This window comes from Phocaeicola sp. HCN-6420 (assembly GCF_037890145.1).
Lineage (GTDB): Bacteria > Bacteroidota > Bacteroidia > Bacteroidales > Bacteroidaceae > Phocaeicola.
The window spans coordinates 92,701-113,542 of sequence record NZ_JBBKBJ010000010.1; the positions used below are offsets into that span (position 1 = coordinate 92,701).

At 44.0% G+C, this 20,842-nt stretch carries 20 protein-coding genes; 14 read left to right on the plus strand and 6 right to left on the minus strand.

What is annotated here, in order from left to right:
* Positions 1 to 106: 106 nt before the first annotated feature.
* Positions 107 to 997 (plus strand): DUF2156 domain-containing protein, encoded by an 891-nt coding sequence (locus WKT12_RS08275; RefSeq protein ID WP_007571208.1) that lies wholly within the window; start codon positions 107 to 109, stop codon positions 995 to 997.
* Positions 994 to 2,028, plus strand: a complete 1,035-nt coding sequence (locus WKT12_RS08280) for a GNAT family N-acetyltransferase (protein ID WP_007571206.1) — start codon at positions 994 to 996, stop codon at positions 2,026 to 2,028. The genes WKT12_RS08275 and WKT12_RS08280 overlap by 4 nt, the downstream gene beginning before the upstream one ends.
* Positions 2,029 to 2,031: 3 nt before the next feature.
* Here WKT12_RS08280 and cdaA read toward each other — a convergent pair whose 3' ends face one another.
* Positions 2,032 to 2,811: a diadenylate cyclase CdaA gene (gene cdaA, locus WKT12_RS08285; RefSeq protein ID WP_007571204.1), complete on the minus strand. Its 780-nt coding sequence runs from the start codon at positions 2,809 to 2,811 to the stop codon at positions 2,032 to 2,034.
* A 10-nt stretch (positions 2,812 to 2,821) separates the two neighbouring features.
* Positions 2,822 to 3,685, minus strand: coding sequence for a dihydropteroate synthase (gene folP, locus WKT12_RS08290; RefSeq protein ID WP_177593123.1), 864 nt, complete (start codon positions 3,683 to 3,685; stop codon positions 2,822 to 2,824).
* A 115-nt stretch (positions 3,686 to 3,800) separates the two neighbouring features.
* Here folP and WKT12_RS08295 point away from each other — a divergent pair, with 115 nt between their 5' ends.
* The gene (locus tag WKT12_RS08295) at positions 3,801 to 5,084 is read left to right on the plus strand and encodes a UDP-N-acetylmuramoyl-tripeptide--D-alanyl-D-alanine ligase (RefSeq protein WP_340319389.1); all 1,284 of its coding nucleotides are present in this window, start codon (positions 3,801 to 3,803) and stop codon (positions 5,082 to 5,084) included.
* 412 nt (positions 5,085 to 5,496) lie between these two features.
* Here the strand turns inward: WKT12_RS08295 and WKT12_RS08300 are convergent, their stop codons facing one another.
* Positions 5,497 to 6,381, minus strand: a complete 885-nt coding sequence (locus WKT12_RS08300) for an NAD kinase (RefSeq protein WP_340319390.1) — start codon at positions 6,379 to 6,381, stop codon at positions 5,497 to 5,499.
* 109 nt (positions 6,382 to 6,490) lie between these two features.
* On the opposite strand from WKT12_RS08300, the gene WKT12_RS08305 reads away from it, so the two are divergent.
* From WKT12_RS08305 to WKT12_RS08340, 8 genes are read left to right on the plus strand one after another with little or no spacing between them, the layout of a single operon-like run.
* On the plus strand, positions 6,491 to 7,204 hold the full coding sequence (locus tag WKT12_RS08305; protein ID WP_021970443.1) for a pyridoxine 5'-phosphate synthase: 714 nt from the start codon (positions 6,491 to 6,493) through the stop codon (positions 7,202 to 7,204).
* Between the two features lie 3 nt (positions 7,205 to 7,207).
* Positions 7,208 to 7,927, plus strand: a complete 720-nt coding sequence (locus WKT12_RS08310) for a MotA/TolQ/ExbB proton channel family protein (protein WP_340319391.1) — start codon at positions 7,208 to 7,210, stop codon at positions 7,925 to 7,927.
* Between the two features lie 6 nt (positions 7,928 to 7,933).
* Complete coding sequence (locus WKT12_RS08315; RefSeq protein ID WP_021970441.1) at positions 7,934 to 8,353, plus strand: ExbD/TolR family protein; 420 nt, start codon at positions 7,934 to 7,936, stop codon at positions 8,351 to 8,353.
* An 11-nt stretch (positions 8,354 to 8,364) separates the two neighbouring features.
* Entirely contained in the window at positions 8,365 to 9,216 is an 852-nt protein-coding gene (locus WKT12_RS08320) for a TonB family protein (protein WP_021970440.1), read from the plus strand.
* A 36-nt stretch (positions 9,217 to 9,252) separates the two neighbouring features.
* Positions 9,253 to 9,801, plus strand: a complete 549-nt coding sequence (locus tag WKT12_RS08325; protein ID WP_340319392.1) for a DJ-1 family glyoxalase III — start codon at positions 9,253 to 9,255, stop codon at positions 9,799 to 9,801.
* Positions 9,801 to 10,466: a 2-C-methyl-D-erythritol 4-phosphate cytidylyltransferase gene (locus tag WKT12_RS08330; RefSeq protein WP_340319393.1), complete on the plus strand. Its 666-nt coding sequence runs from the start codon at positions 9,801 to 9,803 to the stop codon at positions 10,464 to 10,466. The genes WKT12_RS08325 and WKT12_RS08330 overlap by 1 nt, the downstream gene beginning before the upstream one ends.
* Positions 10,467 to 10,470: 4 nt before the next feature.
* Positions 10,471 to 12,570, plus strand: coding sequence for an ATP-dependent DNA helicase RecG (recG, locus tag WKT12_RS08335; RefSeq protein ID WP_340319394.1), 2,100 nt, complete (start codon positions 10,471 to 10,473; stop codon positions 12,568 to 12,570).
* Between the two features lie 21 nt (positions 12,571 to 12,591).
* Positions 12,592 to 13,398, plus strand: a complete 807-nt coding sequence (locus tag WKT12_RS08340; RefSeq protein ID WP_340319395.1) for a hypothetical protein — start codon at positions 12,592 to 12,594, stop codon at positions 13,396 to 13,398.
* Between the two features lie 17 nt (positions 13,399 to 13,415).
* Here WKT12_RS08340 and dnaG read toward each other — a convergent pair whose 3' ends face one another.
* The 3 genes from dnaG to WKT12_RS08355 all read right to left on the minus strand — a co-directional run bounded on the left by dnaG (position 13,416) and on the right by WKT12_RS08355 (position 18,520).
* Entirely contained in the window at positions 13,416 to 15,611 is a 2,196-nt protein-coding gene (dnaG, locus tag WKT12_RS08345; protein ID WP_340319396.1) for a DNA primase, read from the minus strand.
* 105 nt (positions 15,612 to 15,716) lie between these two features.
* Entirely contained in the window at positions 15,717 to 17,294 is a 1,578-nt protein-coding gene (locus WKT12_RS08350) for a phosphatase PAP2 family protein (protein WP_340319397.1), read from the minus strand.
* A gap of 224 nt (positions 17,295 to 17,518) precedes the next feature.
* Positions 17,519 to 18,520 (minus strand): malate dehydrogenase, encoded by a 1,002-nt coding sequence (locus tag WKT12_RS08355; protein ID WP_340319398.1) that lies wholly within the window; start codon positions 18,518 to 18,520, stop codon positions 17,519 to 17,521.
* A gap of 319 nt (positions 18,521 to 18,839) precedes the next feature.
* Between WKT12_RS08355 and WKT12_RS08360 the strand changes: the two genes are divergently transcribed.
* From WKT12_RS08360 to tatC, 3 genes are all read left to right on the plus strand, one after another.
* The gene (locus WKT12_RS08360; RefSeq protein WP_021970728.1) at positions 18,840 to 19,412 is read left to right on the plus strand and encodes a superoxide dismutase; all 573 of its coding nucleotides are present in this window, start codon (positions 18,840 to 18,842) and stop codon (positions 19,410 to 19,412) included.
* A gap of 195 nt (positions 19,413 to 19,607) precedes the next feature.
* Entirely contained in the window at positions 19,608 to 19,823 is a 216-nt protein-coding gene (locus tag WKT12_RS08365) for a Sec-independent protein translocase subunit TatA/TatB (protein ID WP_021970729.1), read from the plus strand.
* Positions 19,824 to 19,828: 5 nt separating this feature from the next.
* Positions 19,829 to 20,620 (plus strand): twin-arginine translocase subunit TatC, encoded by a 792-nt coding sequence (tatC, locus tag WKT12_RS08370; protein ID WP_340319399.1) that lies wholly within the window; start codon positions 19,829 to 19,831, stop codon positions 20,618 to 20,620.
* Positions 20,621 to 20,842: the final 222 nt, after the last annotated feature.

The window sequence follows — 20,842 nt, forward strand, 5'->3', positions numbered from 1 at the left end:
ATAAAATCCAATGCGAGCATGTTTCGTGGAAGCGTGCCGATGTTTTTTAATATCGGTGCGTTTCTTTTTAAGCATGGTTACGCCTGAAAAATAAAAGAAATATAATATGATACCATTTAGACCCATAGAACTGGAAGATAAGGAAACTGTGCAGCGTTATACTTTAACAAGCAAGCGCCGTAACTGCGATTTGTCGTTTTCTAATCTGTATAGCTGGAGGTTTTTGTACCAGACGGAAATTGCTGAAATGGACGGCTTTCTGTTGTTCCGTTTTTATGCAGATAATGAACTGGCATATATGATGCCGGTGGGTGAAGGCGATGTACATCGAATTGTTGACGTGCTGATAGAGGATGCGCGCAGCAAAGGTGTTCCTTTCCGTTTGTTGGGTGTATGTAGCTATATGCGTGCAGAACTGGAAGCTGCTTTTCCGGGGCGTTTTACGTTTACAGCCGATCGTGATTATTTTGATTATGTATATCTTCGTTCTGATCTGGCAACGCTTCGTGGAAAAAAGTACCAGCCTAAACGGAATCATATCAATCGGTTTAAAGCAGCTTATCCTAATTATGAATATAAGGAGTTGACAGCCGAACTCGTCCCTGAGTGTCTGCGTCTGGAAAGCATGTGGTGTAAAGCAAACGACTGTGCAGAGAATGAAGCTCTGATAGCAGAACGGCGTTCGATGACTGATGCGTTGAAGCATATTAACGAACTGGATTTGCGAGGAGGAGTATTGCATGTTAACGGAGAGATTGTAGCATTTACTTTCGGAGCTCCTATAAACAATGAAACTTTCGATACTTGTGTAGAGAAAGCAAATACAGATATAGAAGGAGCCTATGCTATGATTAACAATGAGTTTGCTAATCGTATTCCGGAACAGTACATTTATATCAACCGTGAGGAAGACCTGGGGCTGGAAGGACTGCGTAAGGCTAAATTGTCTTATTATCCAGAAACTCTTCTTGAAAAATATATCGTGGAATTACAATGAGCGTAAAAGAACAAGTCAGGCAACTTTGGGAAACTTGCTTCAATGATGATGAAGCATTTGTAGACCTTTATTTCCGTTTACGTTATACCGACCAGATTAATAAAGCGATAATAGAAGATGGTAAGGTGATTTCTGCGCTTCAGATGATATCTTATCCGATGACATTTTGTGGCCGGACGGTAGCTGCTTCATATATATCGGGCGCTTGTACTCATCCTGATTATCGGGCAAGAGGGGCTATGCGTCGCCTGCTTGAGGAAACACATCGTTCCATGTTCGATGAGGGAATCGTGTTTTCAACACTAATTCCTGCCGAAGATTGGTTGAAAGGATATTATGCTCGCTCAGGCTACGCGACTTGTTTCCGTTATGGTGTGCTGAAAAAAGTTATCAACAGTTATGAACAACCTGTTAATAACTCTGTATCATATCTGAAAATGAGTAAGATAGATCTGTTGAAAAACCCTGAAGAAACAATTTATCCATACTTTAATGAACAAATGAACAGGCGGTCGTGCTGCATACAGCACACCTTTGATGATTTCCATGTTGTACTGTCTGATCTGGCTTTGAGCAAAGGTGATGTATGGACAATTTATAAAGGTGATGTCTTGTCCGGACTTATCTTTTGCCTGATGCAGGAAAAGACACTTTCTGTCAAAGAAATACTTCTGTCTGACGAGGCGGACCTGACAGTTGCATTACATCAACTCGCTGCTTTTTATCAAGCTGAAACCATGACATGCATACTTCCTTTTGCTGACGAGATGCATGAATTAGGCATGGCACGCTTAATAAATGTTCCTGCTTGCCTTGAGTTGTATGCTGCTGTTTATCAAGGGGAGGAACTCTGTATTCATCTGCAAGGAGACGAGGTTATCGGAGAAAACAATGGATATTACACGGTTTCTCCGGGGAAGATGATACAAGGTTATCAGATGGGAAAAGAGTATGTTTGTGTCACAATAAGCGAGCTGACTGCTCTTGTACTGAAAGACCTTCATCCCTATATGAGCCTGATGTTGGATTAATCCTTAAAGCTCATCTTCACTCGTAAGCATTCTTTCCAGTTCCTCAGCCGTCAGTTTTAAGTAGAACTCACCCTGATAGGCTATGGAAATACCTCCGGTTTCCTCGGAAACGATAATTGCCATGGCATCTGTTTCCTGAGAAACTCCCAGTGCGGCACGGTGTCTTAGCCCCAACTCTTTCGGAATGTTCAGGTTATGTGATACCGGAAGAATACATCCGGCAGCCTTTATACGTTTGTTGCTGATAATCATAGCTCCATCGTGTAGCGGACTGTTTTTGAAAAAAATATTTTCTATCAGTCGCTGATTGATGTTCGCATCGATGATATCTCCTGTACGTGCGATGTCATCCAGTGGAAAATTCTTTTCGATGACAATCAGTGCGCCCACTTTTCCTTTACTCATGTTGAGGCAAGCCATGACAATAGGCATGATGGCCTCTTTGCTGTTGTCGTTCTTCTGACTTCCCTTAAAAAAGCGAAGCAGACTGCTTGTGCGGTGGCGTGAACCAAGCGAGAGCAGGAAGTGACGTATTTCATCCTGAAAGATTACAATCAGTGCAATGACTCCCACGCTTACCAGCTTATCGAATATCGAACCGAGCAGACGCATTTGCAGCACTTGCGATACGATAACCCAAATGACGATAAACACGAGAATTCCCGTAAATACATTGATTGATCCCGACGATTTCATCAGCTTGTAGGTTTTGTATAACAGAAACGCTACCAGCAGAATGTCGATAATATCTTTGACGCTAAGTATGGAAATATCGAAAGGCATAATTTTATATTTACAAACTTACAGGAGTTAACTTTTTCATGGCGGCAACTATTTTGACTGCTTCGGATGCGGCACGCACATCGTGTACACGCAGGATGTCGGCTCCTTTCATCAGGGCTATTGTGTTGACGACGCTTGTTCCGTTCAAGGCATCTTCCGGTTCTCCTCCCAGCAGGCGGTAAATCATCGACTTGCGTGAAACTCCTACCAGTACAGGCAGTTCGAATATCTGGAATTCTTCCATTTTGTCCAGTAGCTCGTAGTTGTGTTCCAGCGTCTTTCCGAATCCGAATCCCGGATCGATGATGATATCCTTGGCTTCCAGGTCACGCAGCTTCTGTACCTTTTCAGAAAAGTAATATAATACTTCTTTCAATACATTGTCATAGTGTGGAGCCTGCTGCATGTTTTGCGGAGTTCCCTGCATGTGCATCATGATGTAGGGGACACCGAGCCGGGCTACGGTTGCAAACATGTTTTCATCCATATTGCCCGCTGCTATATCGTTGATGATAGCTGCGCCGTACTCTTCTACACACATACGTGCAACATCTGCCCGGAACGTATCTACCGAAACAATGGCATCGGGACATTCGCGGAATACAATCTCCAGTCCGTGACGCAGACGAGACATTTCCTCCTCCGCACTGATATGTTCTGCATTGGAGCGTGATGAATAAGCTCCTACATCGATAATGCTTCCCCCTTCCGACACGATTTGAAGTGTACGTTCTGCAATTTCCGTTTCTGTCTGTTTCCGGCTTCCGGCATAAAAAGAATCGGGAGTAACATTCAGGATACCCATTACCTGCGGGTAGGATAAGTCCATTAACTGTCCCTTTACATTGATAAGTTTCGTGATACTGTTTTCCATGTCCGATGAATACGTCTTTAAGCGCTGCAAATGTACACACAATAATTTGTTTTTTCGCAGTCGCGGGAAATTAAATTACGTTATCTTTGTGCCGGAATATTTTGTTACAGAAAATATGGAAATAGCAGAATTATATAAATGTTTTATGGAATGCGGTAAGGTGACCACCGATAGCCGCAACTGTCCTGAGGGTTCTATGTTCATCGCCCTGAAAGGAGAAACTTTTAATGGCAATGCTTTTGCCGCACAGGCTTTGAAGCAGGGTTGCCGCTATGCTGTAATCGACGAATCTGAATATGCGGGTGAGGGTACAATTCTCGTAGACAACTGTTTGCAGGCTTTGCAACAACTGGCTAATTATCACCGCCGGCAGCTGAAAACGCCGGTTATCGGCATTACAGGTACGAATGGAAAGACCACAACCAAAGAACTCATTTCTACGGTGCTGAGCCGGAAGTTCAATACATTATATACAGAAGGTAATTTCAATAATCACATCGGAGTACCGCTCACGTTGCTTCGTCTGACAAAAGAACACGAAATGGCGGTTGTCGAAATGGGTGCGAACCATCCGGGAGAAATAAAGACACTGGTACATATTGCCGAACCGGATTATGGAATTATAACAAATGTAGGCAAGGCTCACCTGCAAGGTTTCGGATCTTTCGAGGGAGTTATCCGCACGAAAGGAGAGTTGTACGATTTTCTGCGGGCTAAAGGTGGGGCTACTATCTTTATCCAGAATGAAAATCCTTACCTGAATGGCATTGCCGAAGGGTTGACTTGTGTGCGTTACGGGCAGACTGCCGGTTTGTATGTCAGTGGAGAACTGATAAGCTGTTCACCTTTCCTGTCGTTCCGATGGACAGCAGGAGGAGTGTCGCACGAAGTGGCTACTCACCTGATTGGTTCCTATAACCTGGACAATATGCTGGCAGCGGTAGCTATCGGACGTTACTTCGGAGTACCCGATGAGGATATCAGCGATGCGCTGGCATCGTATTTGCCTCACAACAACCGGTCGCAGTTGAAGGAAACCGCCGACAACAAGCTGATTGTGGATGCCTATAATGCCAATCCGACCAGTATGATGGCGGCTCTCAAGAACTTCCGTCTGATAGAGGCTCCCCATAAGATGGTTATCTTAGGCGATATGAAAGAACTGGGCGCGGTGAGCCGTGAAGAACATCAAAAGGTGGTCGATTATCTGAATGAGTGTGGTTTCGAACGGGTAGTGCTGGTGGGACCGGAGTTTGCTGCTACAACTCACACTTTCCAGACCTTTCAGAATGTAGACGAGGTGCTGGCAGATATTCAGGCCCATAAGCCCAAAGGTTACTACATCCTGGTAAAAGGCTCGAACAGCATGAAGCTGAGTCTGCTGCCCGATCAGCTATAACAGCCTGTTTCTCATCGTATAAATATCAGTCTTGCGGTGAGGAACAGTTTTTTAAGGCTGTTTCAAAATAGAATTGCTCAAATAAAAAATGGATAGATTGAGCTTGAAAGAAAAAATCTCCTGCTTTTCCCCGTGTTATTAAAATAAACAAAGGCTAAGGCAGGAGATTCCTTTTTAATTGTAACTTATAAATTATAAGTCGGTCTATTCATTTTCTCTATGCGAAAACAGTCTCTTATTTATAAGATAATTACGGCTTGTCCGATGGAGAACATCCTGAGGCTTCAGGTATAATTTGTACAAAGACTAAAATCTTTTGTACAAACTCTTGAAAGTTTTGTACAAAACATCGGTCGTTTCTCCTGATGTTTTTTCAGAACGTCTGCACAAATCCATTCATTGTTTACCACATTTACGAGCGGCTGTCTGCCCCCCACATCATCTTTTCGCGGAGTGTATTGAAGAAAGAGTGATGGCAACGCTTCACAATCCGTACGAAATAATCGGCACGGCGGATGGTCAGTTTAGTACCCTCGCGGCAAGTTTCACTACGCCCGTCTACCGCTACCAGAAAGTTGTGGCTGCGGCTTTCTACATCGAGCGTAATCTCCCAGTCGTCACGAATAACAATTGGTCGTACATTAAGACTGTGTGGTGCTACGGGCGTCAGGCTGATGGTTCCGCTTTGCGGGACAAGAATCGGACCGCCTACGCTGAGCGAATAACCTGTCGATCCTGTTGGAGTGGCAACAATCAGTCCGTCTGCCTGATAGGAACAGAGCAGCTCATCGTTGATGTAGGCCCGTATGGTAATCATCGACGAACTGTCGCGTTTCAATACCGCGATTTCGTTCAGTCCGTATGGATAGCCTTTCAGTACATGTCCTTCTGAGGTAAGATGTAACACTCGTCGCGGCTCTGCAAGGTATTTTCCGGCATAGATTTCATCGAATGCCTCTTCCATCTGGTCGGGCGATATGTCGGCCAGAAATCCCAGCCGTCCTGTATTGATACCCAGAATAGGAATTTCCTTTTTCCCTACACGGCTTGCTGCCCGCAGAAAGGTGCCGTCTCCACCGATGCTTAGTACCATGTCTGCATCAAAATCGTAGCCCTGAAAAATTTCCAGTCCGTCAAGGTCGGCCTTGGTATGCTGCTTCAAGAAGTCGTAGAACTCGTTGCTGATACAGATTTCAGCTCCTTTGCTCCGCAATATCTCCAGCAAGTGTGTGGCGTGTGCCGACTTATGTTCCTGATAAGTATTTCCGAAAAGGGCGAATCTGAGGTTGCGTTGCATATCTTGTAGCTTTTTTTATCAATCTTTTGTCACGTAAAGTTAACAGGTTTTTCGTAAAACCTGTTAACTTTGCAGGTTGTAGACGCAAAGATATAAAATTAAATTCAATATGACTAAGCTAAGTGTGAATATAAACAAGGTGGCAACCTTGCGTAATGCCCGTGGGGGGAATAACCCCGACGTAGAAAAAGTGGCGTTAGATTGCGAAGCTTTCGGGGCTGAAGGCATAACTGTTCATCCTCGTCCCGACGAACGCCATATCCGTTATGCGGATGTGCTGGCCCTTCGCCCGATTCTTCGTACGGAATTTAACATTGAAGGTTATCCCTCGAAAGAGTTTGTCGACCTGGTCTTGAAGGTAAAACCTCATCAGGTGACGCTTGTACCCGATGCTCCCGATCAGATTACTTCAAATGCAGGATGGAATACCAAGGAAAATCTTTCTTTCCTGACCGAGCTGATGGATACCTTTGGTGAAGCAGGCATACGTACTTCTATTTTTGTAGGGACGGACGCAGAAATGATTGAATATGCTGCAAAAGCCGGAGCCGATCGCGTGGAACTTTACACAGAACCTTATGCATCGATGTATCCGAAGAACCGGGAGGCTGCAATAGCTCCTTTTATCGAAGCTGCAAAAGTTACCCGCAAACTGGGTATGGGACTGAATGCGGGACATGATCTTAGCCTTGAAAACCTTGCTTATTTTCACGAAAATATTCCGTGGGTGGACGAAGTTTCCATCGGCCACGCACTAATTTGCGACGCACTCTATCTGGGACTTAAAAAAACTATTGAAGAATATAAAAATTGCCTTCGTTAAATTATGATTACAATGACATTGCTGGCAGCCGCACAGACTGTTGCCGACACAATGACGGGAAATAATCCCGTGCTGACTCCTGTTGCTTCGGGAGAACCTGAAATGAACCTTTGGGACATGGCTTGCAAAGGTGGTTGGATTATGATTTTACTGGCTATTATGTCAGTTATTGCTTTTTACATCTTTTTCGAGCGTGCGGTGGCTATCCGTAAAGCAGGTAAAGAGGACCCTTTGTTTATGGATCGTATCCGCGACTATATCAAGACCGGAGAAATCAAATCGGCTATCAATTACTGTCGTATAACCAATACCCCTTCTTCACGTATGATTGAAAAGGGTATCATGCGTATGGGACGTCCTGTAGCAGATGTACAGGCTGCTATCGAAAATACCGGAAACATTGAAGTGGCAAAGCTGGAAAACGGACTCTCTATCATGGCAACTATTTCCAGTGGTGCTCCGATGCTTGGCTTCCTGGGTACGGTTACCGGTATGGTCCGTGCTTTCTGGAACATGGCAAATGCCGGAAACAACATCGATATAACTCTGCTTTCGAGTGGTATTTACGAAGCGATGATTACCACTGTAGGTGGTCTGGTGGTAGGTATTGCTACCATGTTTGCTTATAATCATCTGGTATATCGTGTAGACAAGGTGGTTAGTCAGATGGAAGCTCGTACCATTGCTTTCATGGACTTGATGAACGAACCAAACGAAAAATAGAAGCCTATGTCACTGAAAAGAAGACAGAAAATATCTCCGGCCTTCAGCATGTCGTCGATGACCGACCTCATCTTTCTGCTGCTGATATTTTTTATGATTACCTCTACAATGGTATCTCCGAATGCCATTAAGGTCTTGCTGCCGCAGGGGTCCGAACAGACTTCGGCCAAACCGATGGCACGGGTAATCATCGATAAGGATTTGAATTATTATGGGGCGTTTGGTAATGACGACGAGATGCCGCTTTCGCTGGATGAAGTTCCTTCCTTCCTGCAAGAGTGCGCCGCAAAAGAGCCGGAAATGTATGTGGCACTTTATGCTGACGAGTCGATTCCGTATCGCGAAATCGTCCGTATCTTGAACATTGCCAATGAGAATCATTTCAAGATGGTGCTGGCTACCCGCCGCCCTGATAAACAGAATTAAAAGACAATACAGTGAAAAAAAGTAAAGTAACCGGAATAATAGGAACAGTGGTATTGCATATCCTTGTAATACTGTTGCTTTTCTTTTGCTCGCTTACTCGCCCGGAAATGCAAGAAGAGGGAGGAGTACCGGTTATGCTTGGTAATACGGAAACAGCTCAGGGCGATGCCGATCCGTTTACAATGACGGAGGTCGACGTATTGCCGCAGCCGGAAACTACTTCTGCTCCGGAGCCTGAAGTTACTCCGGAACCGGAGGTTAAACAGCCTATGATTACGCAGGATGATGAACCCTCCATTCAGGTGAAGAAAGAGAAACCGAAAGAAGAGAAGCCTAAAAAAGAAGTTACACCTAAAAAGAAGCAGGAAAAGAAACCTGAACCTGTCGTGACTAAGCCTAAGGAAAAAACGGAGGCTGAGAAACGTGCCGAACAAGAACGGGCAGCTGCTCAGGCTGCTGCCAGCAAGATTGCCGGAGCTTTCGGTAAAGGTTCCAAGATGGGCAGTAAAGGTACGGCCGGGTCGGGACAAGGTATACAGGGAAGTCCCGACGGAAATGGAAATACGGGAAAGACTTCGGGTGTAGGAGGATATGGAACATTCGACTTGAACGGACGTTCGTTGGGACCGGGTGGATTGCCTGTTCCGGTGTATAATGTGCAGGACGAAGGACGAGTGGTGGTTACAATCGTGGTGAATCCCGCTGGACAAGTGGTCAGTACAAGTATAAATAAACGGACTAATACGGTTAATCCCGCTTTGCGCCGTGCTGCGGAAGAAGCTGCACGCCGTGCCCGTTTCAATGCAGTAGACGGGGTAAATAATCAGAGTGGTACAATAACCTATTATTTCAAGCTGAAATAGAAAATTAGAAATGTGAATAATTAAATTCGTTGTAGTATGAAATCAATTTGTATCTTTTTGGCAGAAGGCTTCGAAGAAATGGAAGCCATGTTTCCGCTCGATATTATGCGTCGTGGGGGACTGAATGTGAAAACTGTATCGGTAACAGGTGAAAAAACTGTTGTCAGCTCTCATCAGGTTCCTATCGTTGCAGATATACTGTTCGAGGACTTGAAAGAAGAAGATGTAGAAATGGTCGTTTTGCCGGGTGGACTGCCGGGAGCAACGAATCTTGATGCTCATGCAGGACTGGATAAGTTGATTATGGACTTCGCTGCTGCTCGTAAGCCACTTGCTGCTATCTGTGCTGCTCCGATGGTATATGGAAAACGTGGTCTGCTGAAAGGCAAGAAGGCTACTTGTTATCCGGGTTTTGACAAATTCCTGGAAGGTGCAGAATATACAGGTAACATGGTAGAAATCGTTGATAACTTCATCTTGGGTAAAGGTCCGGGCGCTGCTCCAGCTTTCGGCTTTGCTATTCTTGAAAAGTTTGCCGGTGCTGAAAAAGCTCTGGAAGTTAAAAAAGGAATGTTGCTTGCCTGATGAAGAAATATATCATTGTCGTAGCAGGTGGCAAAGGTTTACGTATGGGAGGAGATATTCCCAAACAGTTTCTTCCAATTAAGGGGAAACCTGTCCTGATGCGTACACTGGAAGTCTTTCATGCCTACGATGAGCATATAAATATCATATTGGTGCTTCCGGCAGACCAGCAGGACTACTGGAAGCATCTTTGTTTAAAATACGGGTTTACATTGCCGCATCGTATTGCCGATGGGGGAGAAACCCGTTTTCATTCTGTAAAGAACGGACTGGCTCTGGTAGACGATGCGGACAGCCTTGTAGGAGTACACGACGGAGTTCGCCCATTTGTGTCGCAGGAAGTGATTACTGCCTGTTACGATGCAGCACGCGAAAAGCAAGCAGTCATTCCGGTTATCGGCATCGTAGAAACTGTACGCCGGCTGGAAACAGATGAGCAGAGCGTAACTGTACCGCGCGACCGTTATAAACTGGTTCAGACTCCTCAGGTGTTTACTGCTTCTTTGTTGAAGCAGGCATACGGACAGCCGTATACTTCTGCCTTTACAGATGACGCTTCGGTTGTAGAGGCTTTGGGGCATCCGGTATATCTGGTGCCGGGAAACCGTGAAAACATTAAGCTCACGACTCCGTTCGATTTAAAGGTTGCTGAAGTTTTGGTTTAAATAAATGTTCGATTTATCTACGCGTGACATAAAATATTTGCAGGGAGTAGGACCGCAGCGTGCGGCGATACTGAACAAGGAACTGAATATCTATTCCTTTCGGGACTTGCTGTATTATTTCCCTTACAAGTATGTCGACCGTAGTCGTCTGTATTATATCCATGAGATAGACGGAAATATGCCTTATATTCAGTTGAAGGGTAAGGTCCTTAGTTTCGAAACCATTGGAGAAGGTCGTCAGCGGCGCCTTGTCGGACACTTTTCCGACGGAACGGGAATCGTCGACTTGGTATGGTTTCAAGGGCTGAAATTCGTTATGGGTAAATATAAGGCCAATGAAGAATATATCGTATTTGGAAAACCTACAGTCTTCAATGGGCGAATAAACATTGCTCATCCCGATATTGATCCGGCGGAGGAACTTACTCTTTCGTCGATGGGGCTTCAGCCGTATTACAATACTACCGAGAAGATGAAGCGCAGCAATCTCAATTCGCATGCGCTGGAGAAGCTGATGAAGAATCTTTTCGGGGCACTTCAGAAAGACATTATAGAAGAAACGCTCAGTCCGCAACTGGTGGCACAGCATCGCCTGATGTCGCTTACGGATGCACTCTATAACATTCATTTTCCCCAGAATCCCGATTTACTTCGGAAAGCACAGTATCGTCTGAAGTTTGAAGAGTTGTTTTATGTGCAGCTTAACATTCTTCGTTACACTAAAGAAAGAAGAAATAAATTCCGCGGACTGGTATTCGGACGGGTAGGAGAGATTTTCAATACCTTTTATTCTCAAAACCTTCCCTTTCAGCTTACAGGAGCTCAAAAGCGGGTTATCAAGGAGATGCGGCGTGACATGGGTAGCGGGCGTCAGATGAACCGGCTGTTGCAAGGAGATGTGGGTAGCGGAAAGACACTTGTAGCCTTAATGACTATGCTGATAGCCTTGGATAATGGTTATCAGGCTTGTATGATGGCGCCGACGGAAATTCTTGCAACCCAGCATTATGAAACGATATGCCGCTTCCTTGCAGGTATGAATGTAAGGGTAGAATTGTTAACGGGAAATATAAAGGGAAAACGCCGGGAAGCTATATTGAAAGATTTGGTAACGGGAGATGTACAGATTCTAATCGGTACTCATGCGGTGATAGAAGATACGGTTAACTTTTCTTCGTTGGGACTGGTAGTGATAGACGAGCAGCATCGTTTCGGAGTAGCTCAGCGTGCCAAGTTGTGGGCGAAGAACACTTGTCCGCCTCATGTACTGGTAATGACGGCGACTCCTATCCCTCGTACGCTTGCCATGACACTGTATGGCGATCTCGATGTGTCCGTCATCGATGAGCTTCCTCCCGGGAGAAAGCCCATTCAGACTGTTCATCAGTTTGATAATCGCCGTGCTTCGATGTATGCTTTCATACGGAAGCAGATACAGGAAGGGCGTCAGGCCTATATTGTATATCCGTTGATTCAGGAAAGTGAGAAGATGGATATCAAGAACCTGGAAGACGGGTATATGCATATTTGTGAAGAGTTTCCTGAATATAAGGTAAGTAAGGTACATGGCAAGATGAAGCCGGCAGAGAAAGATGAGGAGATGCAGCGTTTTCTGGCAAACGAAACTCAGATTATGGTAGCCACTACGGTGATTGAGGTAGGAGTGAACGTACCCAATGCCTCGGTCATGGTGATAGAGAATGCGGAACGTTTCGGCTTGTCGCAGTTGCATCAGTTGCGCGGACGTGTAGGACGTGGAGCTGATCAGTCGTATTGTATTTTGGTTACTGGCTATAAGTTGACGGAAGAAACGCGCAAGCGTATTGAAATCATGGTGCAGACAAACGATGGTTTTGAGATTGCAGAAGCCGATTTGAAGTTACGTGGTCCGGGTGATTTGGAAGGAACACAGCAGAGTGGTGTGGCATTCGATTTGAAGATAGCCGATATCGCCCGCGACGGACAGCTCTTGCAGTATGTGCGTGAGATAGCTGAACGACTGCTCGATGCCGATCCGAATGGGGAACATCCGGAAAATGCTATTGTATGGCAGCAGTTGAAGGAGCTTCGGAAAAAGAATGTGAACTGGTCGGTTATTTCGTAGTACATTTAAGAAGAAAGCGTTATGGCACTGACAGAAGAGGAAACGTACAAGGTGGAACGCTGGTTAAAACGTAAACATGTGAATGTGGAAGAGGTGGCTGGTTTTACATTTATGCAATACTATAAGCCTCGTCCCAGTAAATGCAAACCTTATTGGCGTTGCCTGTATGGATTGGGTGTGTTTATCTTTACCTTGAAATCGGGTTTTGTACGTGGAACGCAACTGCAAGGCATGTGGTTGAATATGGGGCTTCGCCTGAATCCGGCTTGGATTGTGCAATATCTGCTGGCACGGAAGATTCCTTTTACCAATTATGAAACTCCCTTCAAGCAGGTGGATAGCCTGTCGGCAATTCGTACTTATGATGAGTTTTCGAAGAATATGCGTTCGCGTCGCAGGTGGGGAATTTTTGAGTTATTGTTTGGACTGTTTATTTTCTTTGGGGCATGTTGGATGATTTTTGCAACTCCTCATGTATGGCTGGCGGGACTTTTAGTGTTGTTAATAGGAATAGCACATGTAGGACTTTCATTATCTACACTTTATCAGGGTATCTCTTGTCAGTATGCACTGAAGCTGGAACCGCAAGAAATGGTCTTGCTGCGGCCGGATGAAGATGAACCTGTAAAATTTGCTTATTCAGACCTTCGGAAGGTTAATTTCACGTCAGCACCTTTTGTGAGTCGCGAGTTTATCTCCTTCATCGAGTTGCTGGATGCCGATTTAGCTTATCACTGCTATCCGATAGAAAGAGTCCCGGTGAAAAAGTTCGATGAAATTGTTCTCATATTGAGACAGCTGGGGATTGATGCAACCAACTCTTTTTAAGAAGATGGCAGAGAAGATTATATTTTCAATACCACGCGGTCGCCGGCACGCTGAGCCATGATGCTCTGTGTTTCGTGCAGTTCTTTGTAATGTTTCATCACTTCCATGCAGCGTTGTGGGTCATTGGCTATCTCCGGATTGGCAAGTGCCTGAAGTGTATGTTTCATTTCTTCATCTACAATGGATAATTTAAAATCAAGTAGCAGTCGGGGTACCAGTTCATGCAGTCGTTCTTCATCAGTGATGATTTTCTGTCCTTTGGAATGATACTTGCTAAGCTGATAACGGTCGCTGGCCAGGTCGACGGCTGCTTTGCTGATTTCAGGTACGGGATGTGCGATGAAATAATGTTCAGCCGTAAAGTTCTCATCGTGGATGTGCATTTCTGCTTCTTTCAGCATCCGACGATGAAGTGCAACGTGAAACTGCAATTCGTCTTCCTTTAATCCTTCTGCTATGTATTCGGTTACGGTAAGCGGTTGCTGTTCTCCGTTTTCATCTTCCATATAGCACATAACCTTTTCTCCATATCGCACAATCATGCGCATCAGGTCTTCTTCCTTGGCGTAAAAGACTTTCTGTTCATTCCCTTCGGTTGGAATATACGAATTGTAGGTATCAGCCGGAATTTCATCAGGAACAGGCGAAGGCACACTCTCTTGTCCCATTGTTTCAACAGGAGGTAAGTCGGTTAAGATTCCACTTTCCCCAATATTTTCAGCAGGAGGAGGGGGAAGGAGAATGTCGCTGGCTGTTGCAAAAGGAGAAACTTCTCCTGTAGTTCCATACGGTTCGGGAGTAGAAGAAGTAGAAGCGATCGGCTTGTTGACGTTCGATGCTCCAGAAGCCAGTTGCTTTTCCCGATATTGTTTGCGTTGTTCTTCCTTGAATTTGTTTTCTCTTGCCTGTTCTATCAGCTTGGCGGTTGCTTCTACCAGAATCTTTTCCTCCATCTGTAGCAGTTGGCTGCACTCGCGTATATATACTGAACGTACGATAGCATCAGGAATTACTGAAATACTTTTTACGATGCTCGAAATTAGCGAGGCACGCTTGATAGGATCTTTACCCGCCTCTTCCATAAGCAGGTTGGTCTTGAAGCGGATAAAGTCGACTTCATGATCATTAATATACGCCTGATAGTCGGTTGCATTATGCTTTCGGGCAAAGCTGTCCGGGTCGTCACCGTCGGGCAAAAGGCAGACCTTGATGTTCATGCCTTCCTCCAGCAGCATGTCGATACCGCGGATGCTGGCTTTGATGCCGGCTCCGTCACCGTCATAAAGTACAGTTATATTGTTTGTAAACCGATGAATCAGTCGTATCTGGTCGGCGGTCAGTGCCGTACCCGATGAGGCTACTACGTTTTCTATTCCGCTCTGGTGCATAGAGATAACGTCGGTATATCCTTCGACCAAGAAACAACGATCCTGACGGACAATTGCCTGTTTGGCGAAATAAATACCATAAAGCTCACGACTCTTATGATAGATTTCCGATTCTGGCGAGTTAACGTACTTCATTTGTACGTTCTTGGTTGCAGAACTTAATACACGTCCGCCAAAGGCTACGACTTTTCCCGATAGTGTATGTACGGGAAATATTACACGTCCCCAGAAACGGTCGTGCAGTGTACCGTTGTCTTTGCGGTAACACAGTCCCGTCTTCAACAGAAATTCCTCTTTGTAACCCTTTTGCAGGGCGGCTTTCGCCAATGCATCGGGGCTGTCTGTACTATATCCCAGTTGGAATTTCTTGATGATGTCGTCGCGGAAACCACGGCCGCGCAGATAGGTCATACCAATACGCTGGCCGTCGATGTTGTTATGGAGAACATCTTGAAAATAATCGGATGCAAACTGATTGACAACAAACAAACTTTCGCGCAGGCTTTGTGCTTGTTTTTCTTCGTTGGTTAGTTCACGTTCCTTAACTTCAATGTTATATTTTCGGGCAAGCCATTTCAATGCTTCGTAATACGAAAGCTGTTCATGTTCCATGATGAAATGAACAACATTACCTCCTTTCCCACAACTGAAACATTTACAGAGTCCTTTGCTCGGTGAAACACTGAAAGAAGGAGTTTTTTCGTTGTGGAAAGGACACAGTCCGATATAGTTTACTCCTCTACGTCGGAGAGTAACAAATTCGGATACCACGTCTACAATTTGTGCGGCATCGAGTATGCGGTCTATGGTGGCTTGGTCTATCATATCAAGAGGCGAAAATAATAAAAATAACTATAATGTGCAATGACTTTCTGTATGCCTCTTTGTCGGATAAGAGCTATATGATGTCTTCAGCAGGGGTGATAAGCGTCAGAAAACAAAAGCAATAGAAGCCCCAAACGTGAAGTTGTGCATTGGCGTTCTCTTGGTGTATGAATGAACATTCCGGTTGCCTTCTCCGTCTACCCATGAATTTTTCAGGTCGTAGGTCAAGCGGGGAGAAGCAAAATCGTAGTCACAGTACAAACGGAAAGCGGCATCTTCTTTATAGCGATAGGTAAACGATATTCCAGTACCGATTTTATATGTTGAACTTTTACGTATACTCAGAAAGTCATCATCTACAAAACTACTATTCAACAATTCATCACGACTGATATCTTCCTGTTGCATGTAATATTCTACGTCCTCTTTATAGAATTGGTTATAAGCCGCTTCGCTTACAATGCCACGGTCGAATATCTGAGGATTAATACGGCAAATGGAATTCAATTTAAAGTTGGCATTCATTCTTCGTCCTACGAGTAATTTGCTTCCAATTTGAAAATGTCGGCTGAATGGGTATGAGAAATAGAGTCCTAAGTCTACATCAAGCATTCCAAGATGGTCCGATTCTAATCCATCGAGTAAGAACATGTTGATCGGAGCACCTTCTTGCAGGTCGCTGTCCATATCGAAGTTCTTCATGTTCTCGGCTGGTATATCCGCTATGACGGGCAGGGTGGCAACTTTCAGACGTCCTCCGGCTCCGATGAAAGCATTGAAAAAGTAGGCACCTTCTACGCTGACTACGGTTGCTGTTCCTACTTTTAGGCGCATGCCGAGGGGAGATCCACCTTCAGAATCGTACAATTCGGCGGTTCGTAATGTGGAGGGACCGGATGCAATACCCATATTGAAACTTAAGAAAGAAGGCGCATCATAGCGGTTGTAATCTGCATTTAAACTCCATGTGTCTATATTCTTTTGTTTAAAAATCAAGTCTGAAAGAAAATATCCCAGATCTGTAGAAATCATTCCAATGCCGGCACCTACCAGTACGTCGCCAATCCAGTGACGGTTGTTTAGCTGACGTGTTACTCCGGTTAGTCCTGCCAGTGTGTAGCCGCCTATACTATACCATGGACTTTTCATACCATATTCCTTGTGAAGAATGGTTGCGCACATGAAAGCCGTAGCTGTGTGTCCCGAAGGAAATGAATTGTTTGAAGTGTTGTCCGGGCGGGTTTCCTTGGTCGTATATTTTAATGTGTTTACAAATCCAGCCATCAAGGCAGCAGAGAAAACATTGCTTACAGCCAGTTCTTTCCAGGAACTGCGGCTTTGTACTCCAGCCAGTTTTAATCCCCAGGTTGCAGCAAGAGGAACGTATTGAGTATAATCGTCATATTTGTGATGAAATTCGGGTTTGAACCGATTGCGTAGTGTACGAAAATCACTGTTTTGCTTTTTGACAATCAACCCGGATACGATAAAAGGAATCCCCATATACGAGAATTCTCTGTTAAAACTTTCTTGAGCAGTTATATATATCTTCCTTTCAGTCGGGGGGATGCTACTTGTTGAATCGTTGAAGTAGCAGGAAGACTCATCATTTATCTGATGAGCATATAGGGAAATGTTGCAGAACGACAGACAGAAAAGGAGAAGGAAAGTTCTTGATTTCATAGTATCCGTTATAAAAAGAATTCAAATCTATACAACGGAATTGGAGGGATGAAGGTTCATATTGTTTAGTTAAAAAACTTTGAATGAGGAACTTTTGACTTTTCCCTTTTGATTATGTACGAGAAGTAAATAGTAAAGTCCTTGGAATAGCAGTGAAATCTGGACACAATAAAAAAAGGAGACTGACGAATCAATCTCCTTCCTTGTTATACTCGAAATATAAATTATTTGATATTCGGGTTCAGTTTGTTCCATTCAGAGATAGCTGGAAGAACGCCCATTGCGATAACTTCGTCACGCAATTCGCACAAGTGAGCATAGCTCTTATCCAAAGCAGCCTGTTCTTCTGCAGTACCGTTCAAAGCAGCGCAGTGGCAACCGTCAGCAGTAATTGAAGTTTCCCAAGCCATCATGATGTGATCGTACTTATCATTTGAAATGTAAGTACCAGCCGGCCAGCGGAATGCTTTACCACCCATAGCAGCACCAATCATTTCGATAGAAACGTATGCCGGGCTCTGGAATGAAGAACGTCCACGCAGGTTGATGATGTTAGCACCACCTTTTGTTACTTTCTGCTGGATTTCAGCCCACTGTTCTTTAGTCAAAGCGTCAGTACCGATCATGTCGATCAACGGTTTGCCGTTAACTTTTGCAGTAGAAGCGAATACAGCCATCTGTTCGCCGTGGCCACCGTAAGTACGGCAGTTTTCAACAGCGTCCATAGATACGCCGAAATGTTTAGCCAATTCACTGCGCAGACGAGTAGAGTCCAAAGCTGCCAAAGTAGTAACCTGACTTGGTTTCAAACCAGAGTACAGCAATGTGATCAAACCAGTGATGTCAGCCGGGTTGAAGATAACTACGATGTGTTTTACATCCGGGCAGTACTGTTTTACGTTCTTACCGAATTCTTCAGCGATAGCAGCGTTACCTTTCAGCAAGTCTTCACGAGTCATACCAGCTTTACGAGCAGCACCACCTGAGTTTACGATATATTTAGCACCAGTCAGCGCTTCTTTGATATCAGAAGTGAAAGTTACGTTTACGCCTTCGAAACCGCAGTGGTATAATTCTTCAGCTACGCCTTCCAATCCCGGAGCATACGGGTCATACAAACAGATGTTCGGAGTCAGACCCATCATGATAGCAGTCTGAGCCATGTTAGAACCGATCATACCGGCAGCACCAACAATGGTAAGTTTTTCGTTAGTTACAAATTCCATAATTCTTATTATTTAAGTTATGTTATAAAAGTGTATTTCTTTTTTTTTCTTGCGCTACAAAGATAGGAAAGTTCTTTTGTAAAAACGAATCTTTCGTTACGTAAAAGTGGGCAAATCTGCGGGCTTTCGACTTAATTACGGAAAAATTTCACTATTTTTAAATTTGGATGTGGTGTTTTGCTATGAGGAGTTATCAATTGTCTGATTATGCTTGTCGGACATATTTCTTTGCCTTCAGTCTTCTTTTTTTCAGAAATAAGAATTAAGTTTGTATATGCGAAAGCAGAATCTATATAGATTAACCTAAATACTACAAATTATGACACATGTAATGCCTCAGTTACCTTACGGGATGGACGCACTTTCCCCGTATATGAGTAAGGAAACACTCGAATTTCATTATGGTAAACATCTGCAAACTTATGTAGATAATCTGAACAAACTGATACCTGGGACGCCTTATGAGAGTATGTCTTTGGACGAGATCGTGACAAAGGCAGACGGAGGTATATACAACAATGCCGCACAGACATGGAATCATACTTTTTTCTTTCAGAGTCTGACTGGCGGACAGACCGAGATGCCGTTGAAACTGGCTGATGCGTTAAGCAGAGCTTTTGGATCGGTCGACACATTTAAGGAACTGTTTACGAAAGCGGCTTTGGGATTATTTGGTTCTGGCTGGGTATGGCTGGTTGCTGATAAGGAACATAAGCTTTCAATTGTTGCAGAATCGAATGCCGGCAATCCGTTGACAAAAGGATTACGCCCTGTGATGGTGATAGATGTATGGGAACATGCTTATTACATCGATTACCGGAATCGTCGGGCTGCCTTCGTTGAGGCTTTCTGGAAATTGGTAGACTGGAATAAAGTGGCAGAACGGATTTGAATCGGTAAAAGGAGGATATTCTGTCTTAGGCTTGCTTCCTTTCAGCGGGCAAGCCTAAGCAAAATGATGTTTTTTATAACTATTTTGTGTGAAAAAGTAACGGGTGGGTTGCCGTGGCTTGCACAAGTTAAAAACAATCTTTACCTTTGTTTGGTAAAGAAACACATCTGCTTTATTAAAACTAAATTAAAACACATGAATACCATGTTATTATTTATGGGAATCGGTACGCAAGAATTACTTTTCATAGCCTTGATAGTACTGTTGCTTTTTGGAGGTAAAAAGATTCCTGAACTGATGAAGGGATTAGGCAAAGGAGTGAAAAGCTTTAAAGACGGAATGAATGGGGTAGAAGAAAATCTGAAAGATTCTGCTGAAAAAACGGATAAACCGGAAAATAAGGAAAAGTAACTATCGTGGAGCAAAAAAATGAATCGGAACTGACATTCTGGGACCATTTGGATGAATTGAGAGCCACACTTATACGAATTGCGTGTGTGGTTGTTGTGCTTATGTTATTGTCCTTTTTCTTTAAGGATGAACTTTTCCATATAATCCTGATGCCAAAGGATAATGACTTTTATGTTTATCGCTTTTTCGAGTGGATAGGAAATGTCTTGCATCTGTCCGGGCTTGAGGCGAACGACTTTCATGTCCGCCTGATTAATACCAAATTGTCGGGGCAGTTTCTCATGCACATGAACGTTTCATTTTATGCGGGCATCATACTGGCATCTCCTTATATTCTTTATCAGCTTTTCCGTTTTGTTTCGCCTGCGCTGTATGAAAATGAAAAACGTTATTCGGTACGGGTTATAGCCTGGGGATATGTTCTGTTTCTCTTGGGCGTATTGTTTAGTTATTTTCTGATTTTTCCTTTCACCTTTCGTTTTCTGGCCTTTTATCAGGTGAGTCCGGAAGTAGAAAACACCATTACGATTAATTCGTATATCGATACACTTACCATGCTAAGCTTGATGATGGGAATCACGTTTGAAATACCTATTCTTGCATGGCTGTTTGCTAAGCTTGGCTTTCTGACGGCTGAGTTTATGACTAAATATCGGAAACATGCACTGATTATATCGCTTGTCATTGCTGCTATTATTACACCTACTTCCGATGTCGTTACATTATTGATGGTAACCTTTCCTATGTTTGTCTTATACGAAGTAAGTATTCTGATTGTGCGGAGAACTGGTAAATAAGAAGAGATGATGCGGTATGCGGTGAAACGTGCTGTGAAGTTTTTCTTTTTCTGTAATTGCCTGCTCGTTTTTTTGTACAAAAACAAAAAACTTTTGTACAAATTTTCAAAAAACGTCGGGAGAAATTTGACGAGATATGCTGACGCTTTTATTTAATAAAGGTGTTTATTGGTCTTTTTGCCCTTCACGCCTTTCACGAAGGTTGCTTTACTTTTCAGCTTA

Coding starts and splice junctions, on each gene's coding strand:
- WKT12_RS08275 (WP_007571208.1), top strand. CDS start 107: ATGATACCATTTAGACCCATAGAACTGGAAGATAAGGAAACTGTGCAG.
- WKT12_RS08280 (WP_007571206.1), top strand. CDS start 994: ATGAGCGTAAAAGAACAAGTCAGGCAACTTTGGGAAACTTGCTTCAAT.
- cdaA (WP_007571204.1), bottom strand. CDS start 2,811: ATGCCTTTCGATATTTCCATACTTAGCGTCAAAGATATTATCGACATT.
- folP (WP_177593123.1), bottom strand. CDS start 3,685: ATGGAAAACAGTATCACGAAACTTATCAATGTAAAGGGACAGTTAATG.
- WKT12_RS08295 (WP_340319389.1), top strand. CDS start 3,801: ATGGAAATAGCAGAATTATATAAATGTTTTATGGAATGCGGTAAGGTG.
- WKT12_RS08300 (WP_340319390.1), bottom strand. CDS start 6,381: ATGCAACGCAACCTCAGATTCGCCCTTTTCGGAAATACTTATCAGGAA.
- WKT12_RS08305 (WP_021970443.1), top strand. CDS start 6,491: ATGACTAAGCTAAGTGTGAATATAAACAAGGTGGCAACCTTGCGTAAT.
- WKT12_RS08310 (WP_340319391.1), top strand. CDS start 7,208: ATGATTACAATGACATTGCTGGCAGCCGCACAGACTGTTGCCGACACA.
- WKT12_RS08315 (WP_021970441.1), top strand. CDS start 7,934: ATGTCACTGAAAAGAAGACAGAAAATATCTCCGGCCTTCAGCATGTCG.
- WKT12_RS08325 (WP_340319392.1), top strand. CDS start 9,253: ATGAAATCAATTTGTATCTTTTTGGCAGAAGGCTTCGAAGAAATGGAA.
- WKT12_RS08330 (WP_340319393.1), top strand. CDS start 9,801: ATGAAGAAATATATCATTGTCGTAGCAGGTGGCAAAGGTTTACGTATG.
- recG (WP_340319394.1), top strand. CDS start 10,471: ATGTTCGATTTATCTACGCGTGACATAAAATATTTGCAGGGAGTAGGA.
- WKT12_RS08340 (WP_340319395.1), top strand. CDS start 12,592: ATGGCACTGACAGAAGAGGAAACGTACAAGGTGGAACGCTGGTTAAAA.
- dnaG (WP_340319396.1), bottom strand. CDS start 15,611: ATGATAGACCAAGCCACCATAGACCGCATACTCGATGCCGCACAAATT.
- WKT12_RS08350 (WP_340319397.1), bottom strand. CDS start 17,294: ATGAAATCAAGAACTTTCCTTCTCCTTTTCTGTCTGTCGTTCTGCAAC.
- WKT12_RS08355 (WP_340319398.1), bottom strand. CDS start 18,520: ATGGAATTTGTAACTAACGAAAAACTTACCATTGTTGGTGCTGCCGGT.
- WKT12_RS08360 (WP_021970728.1), top strand. CDS start 18,840: ATGACACATGTAATGCCTCAGTTACCTTACGGGATGGACGCACTTTCC.
- WKT12_RS08365 (WP_021970729.1), top strand. CDS start 19,608: ATGAATACCATGTTATTATTTATGGGAATCGGTACGCAAGAATTACTT.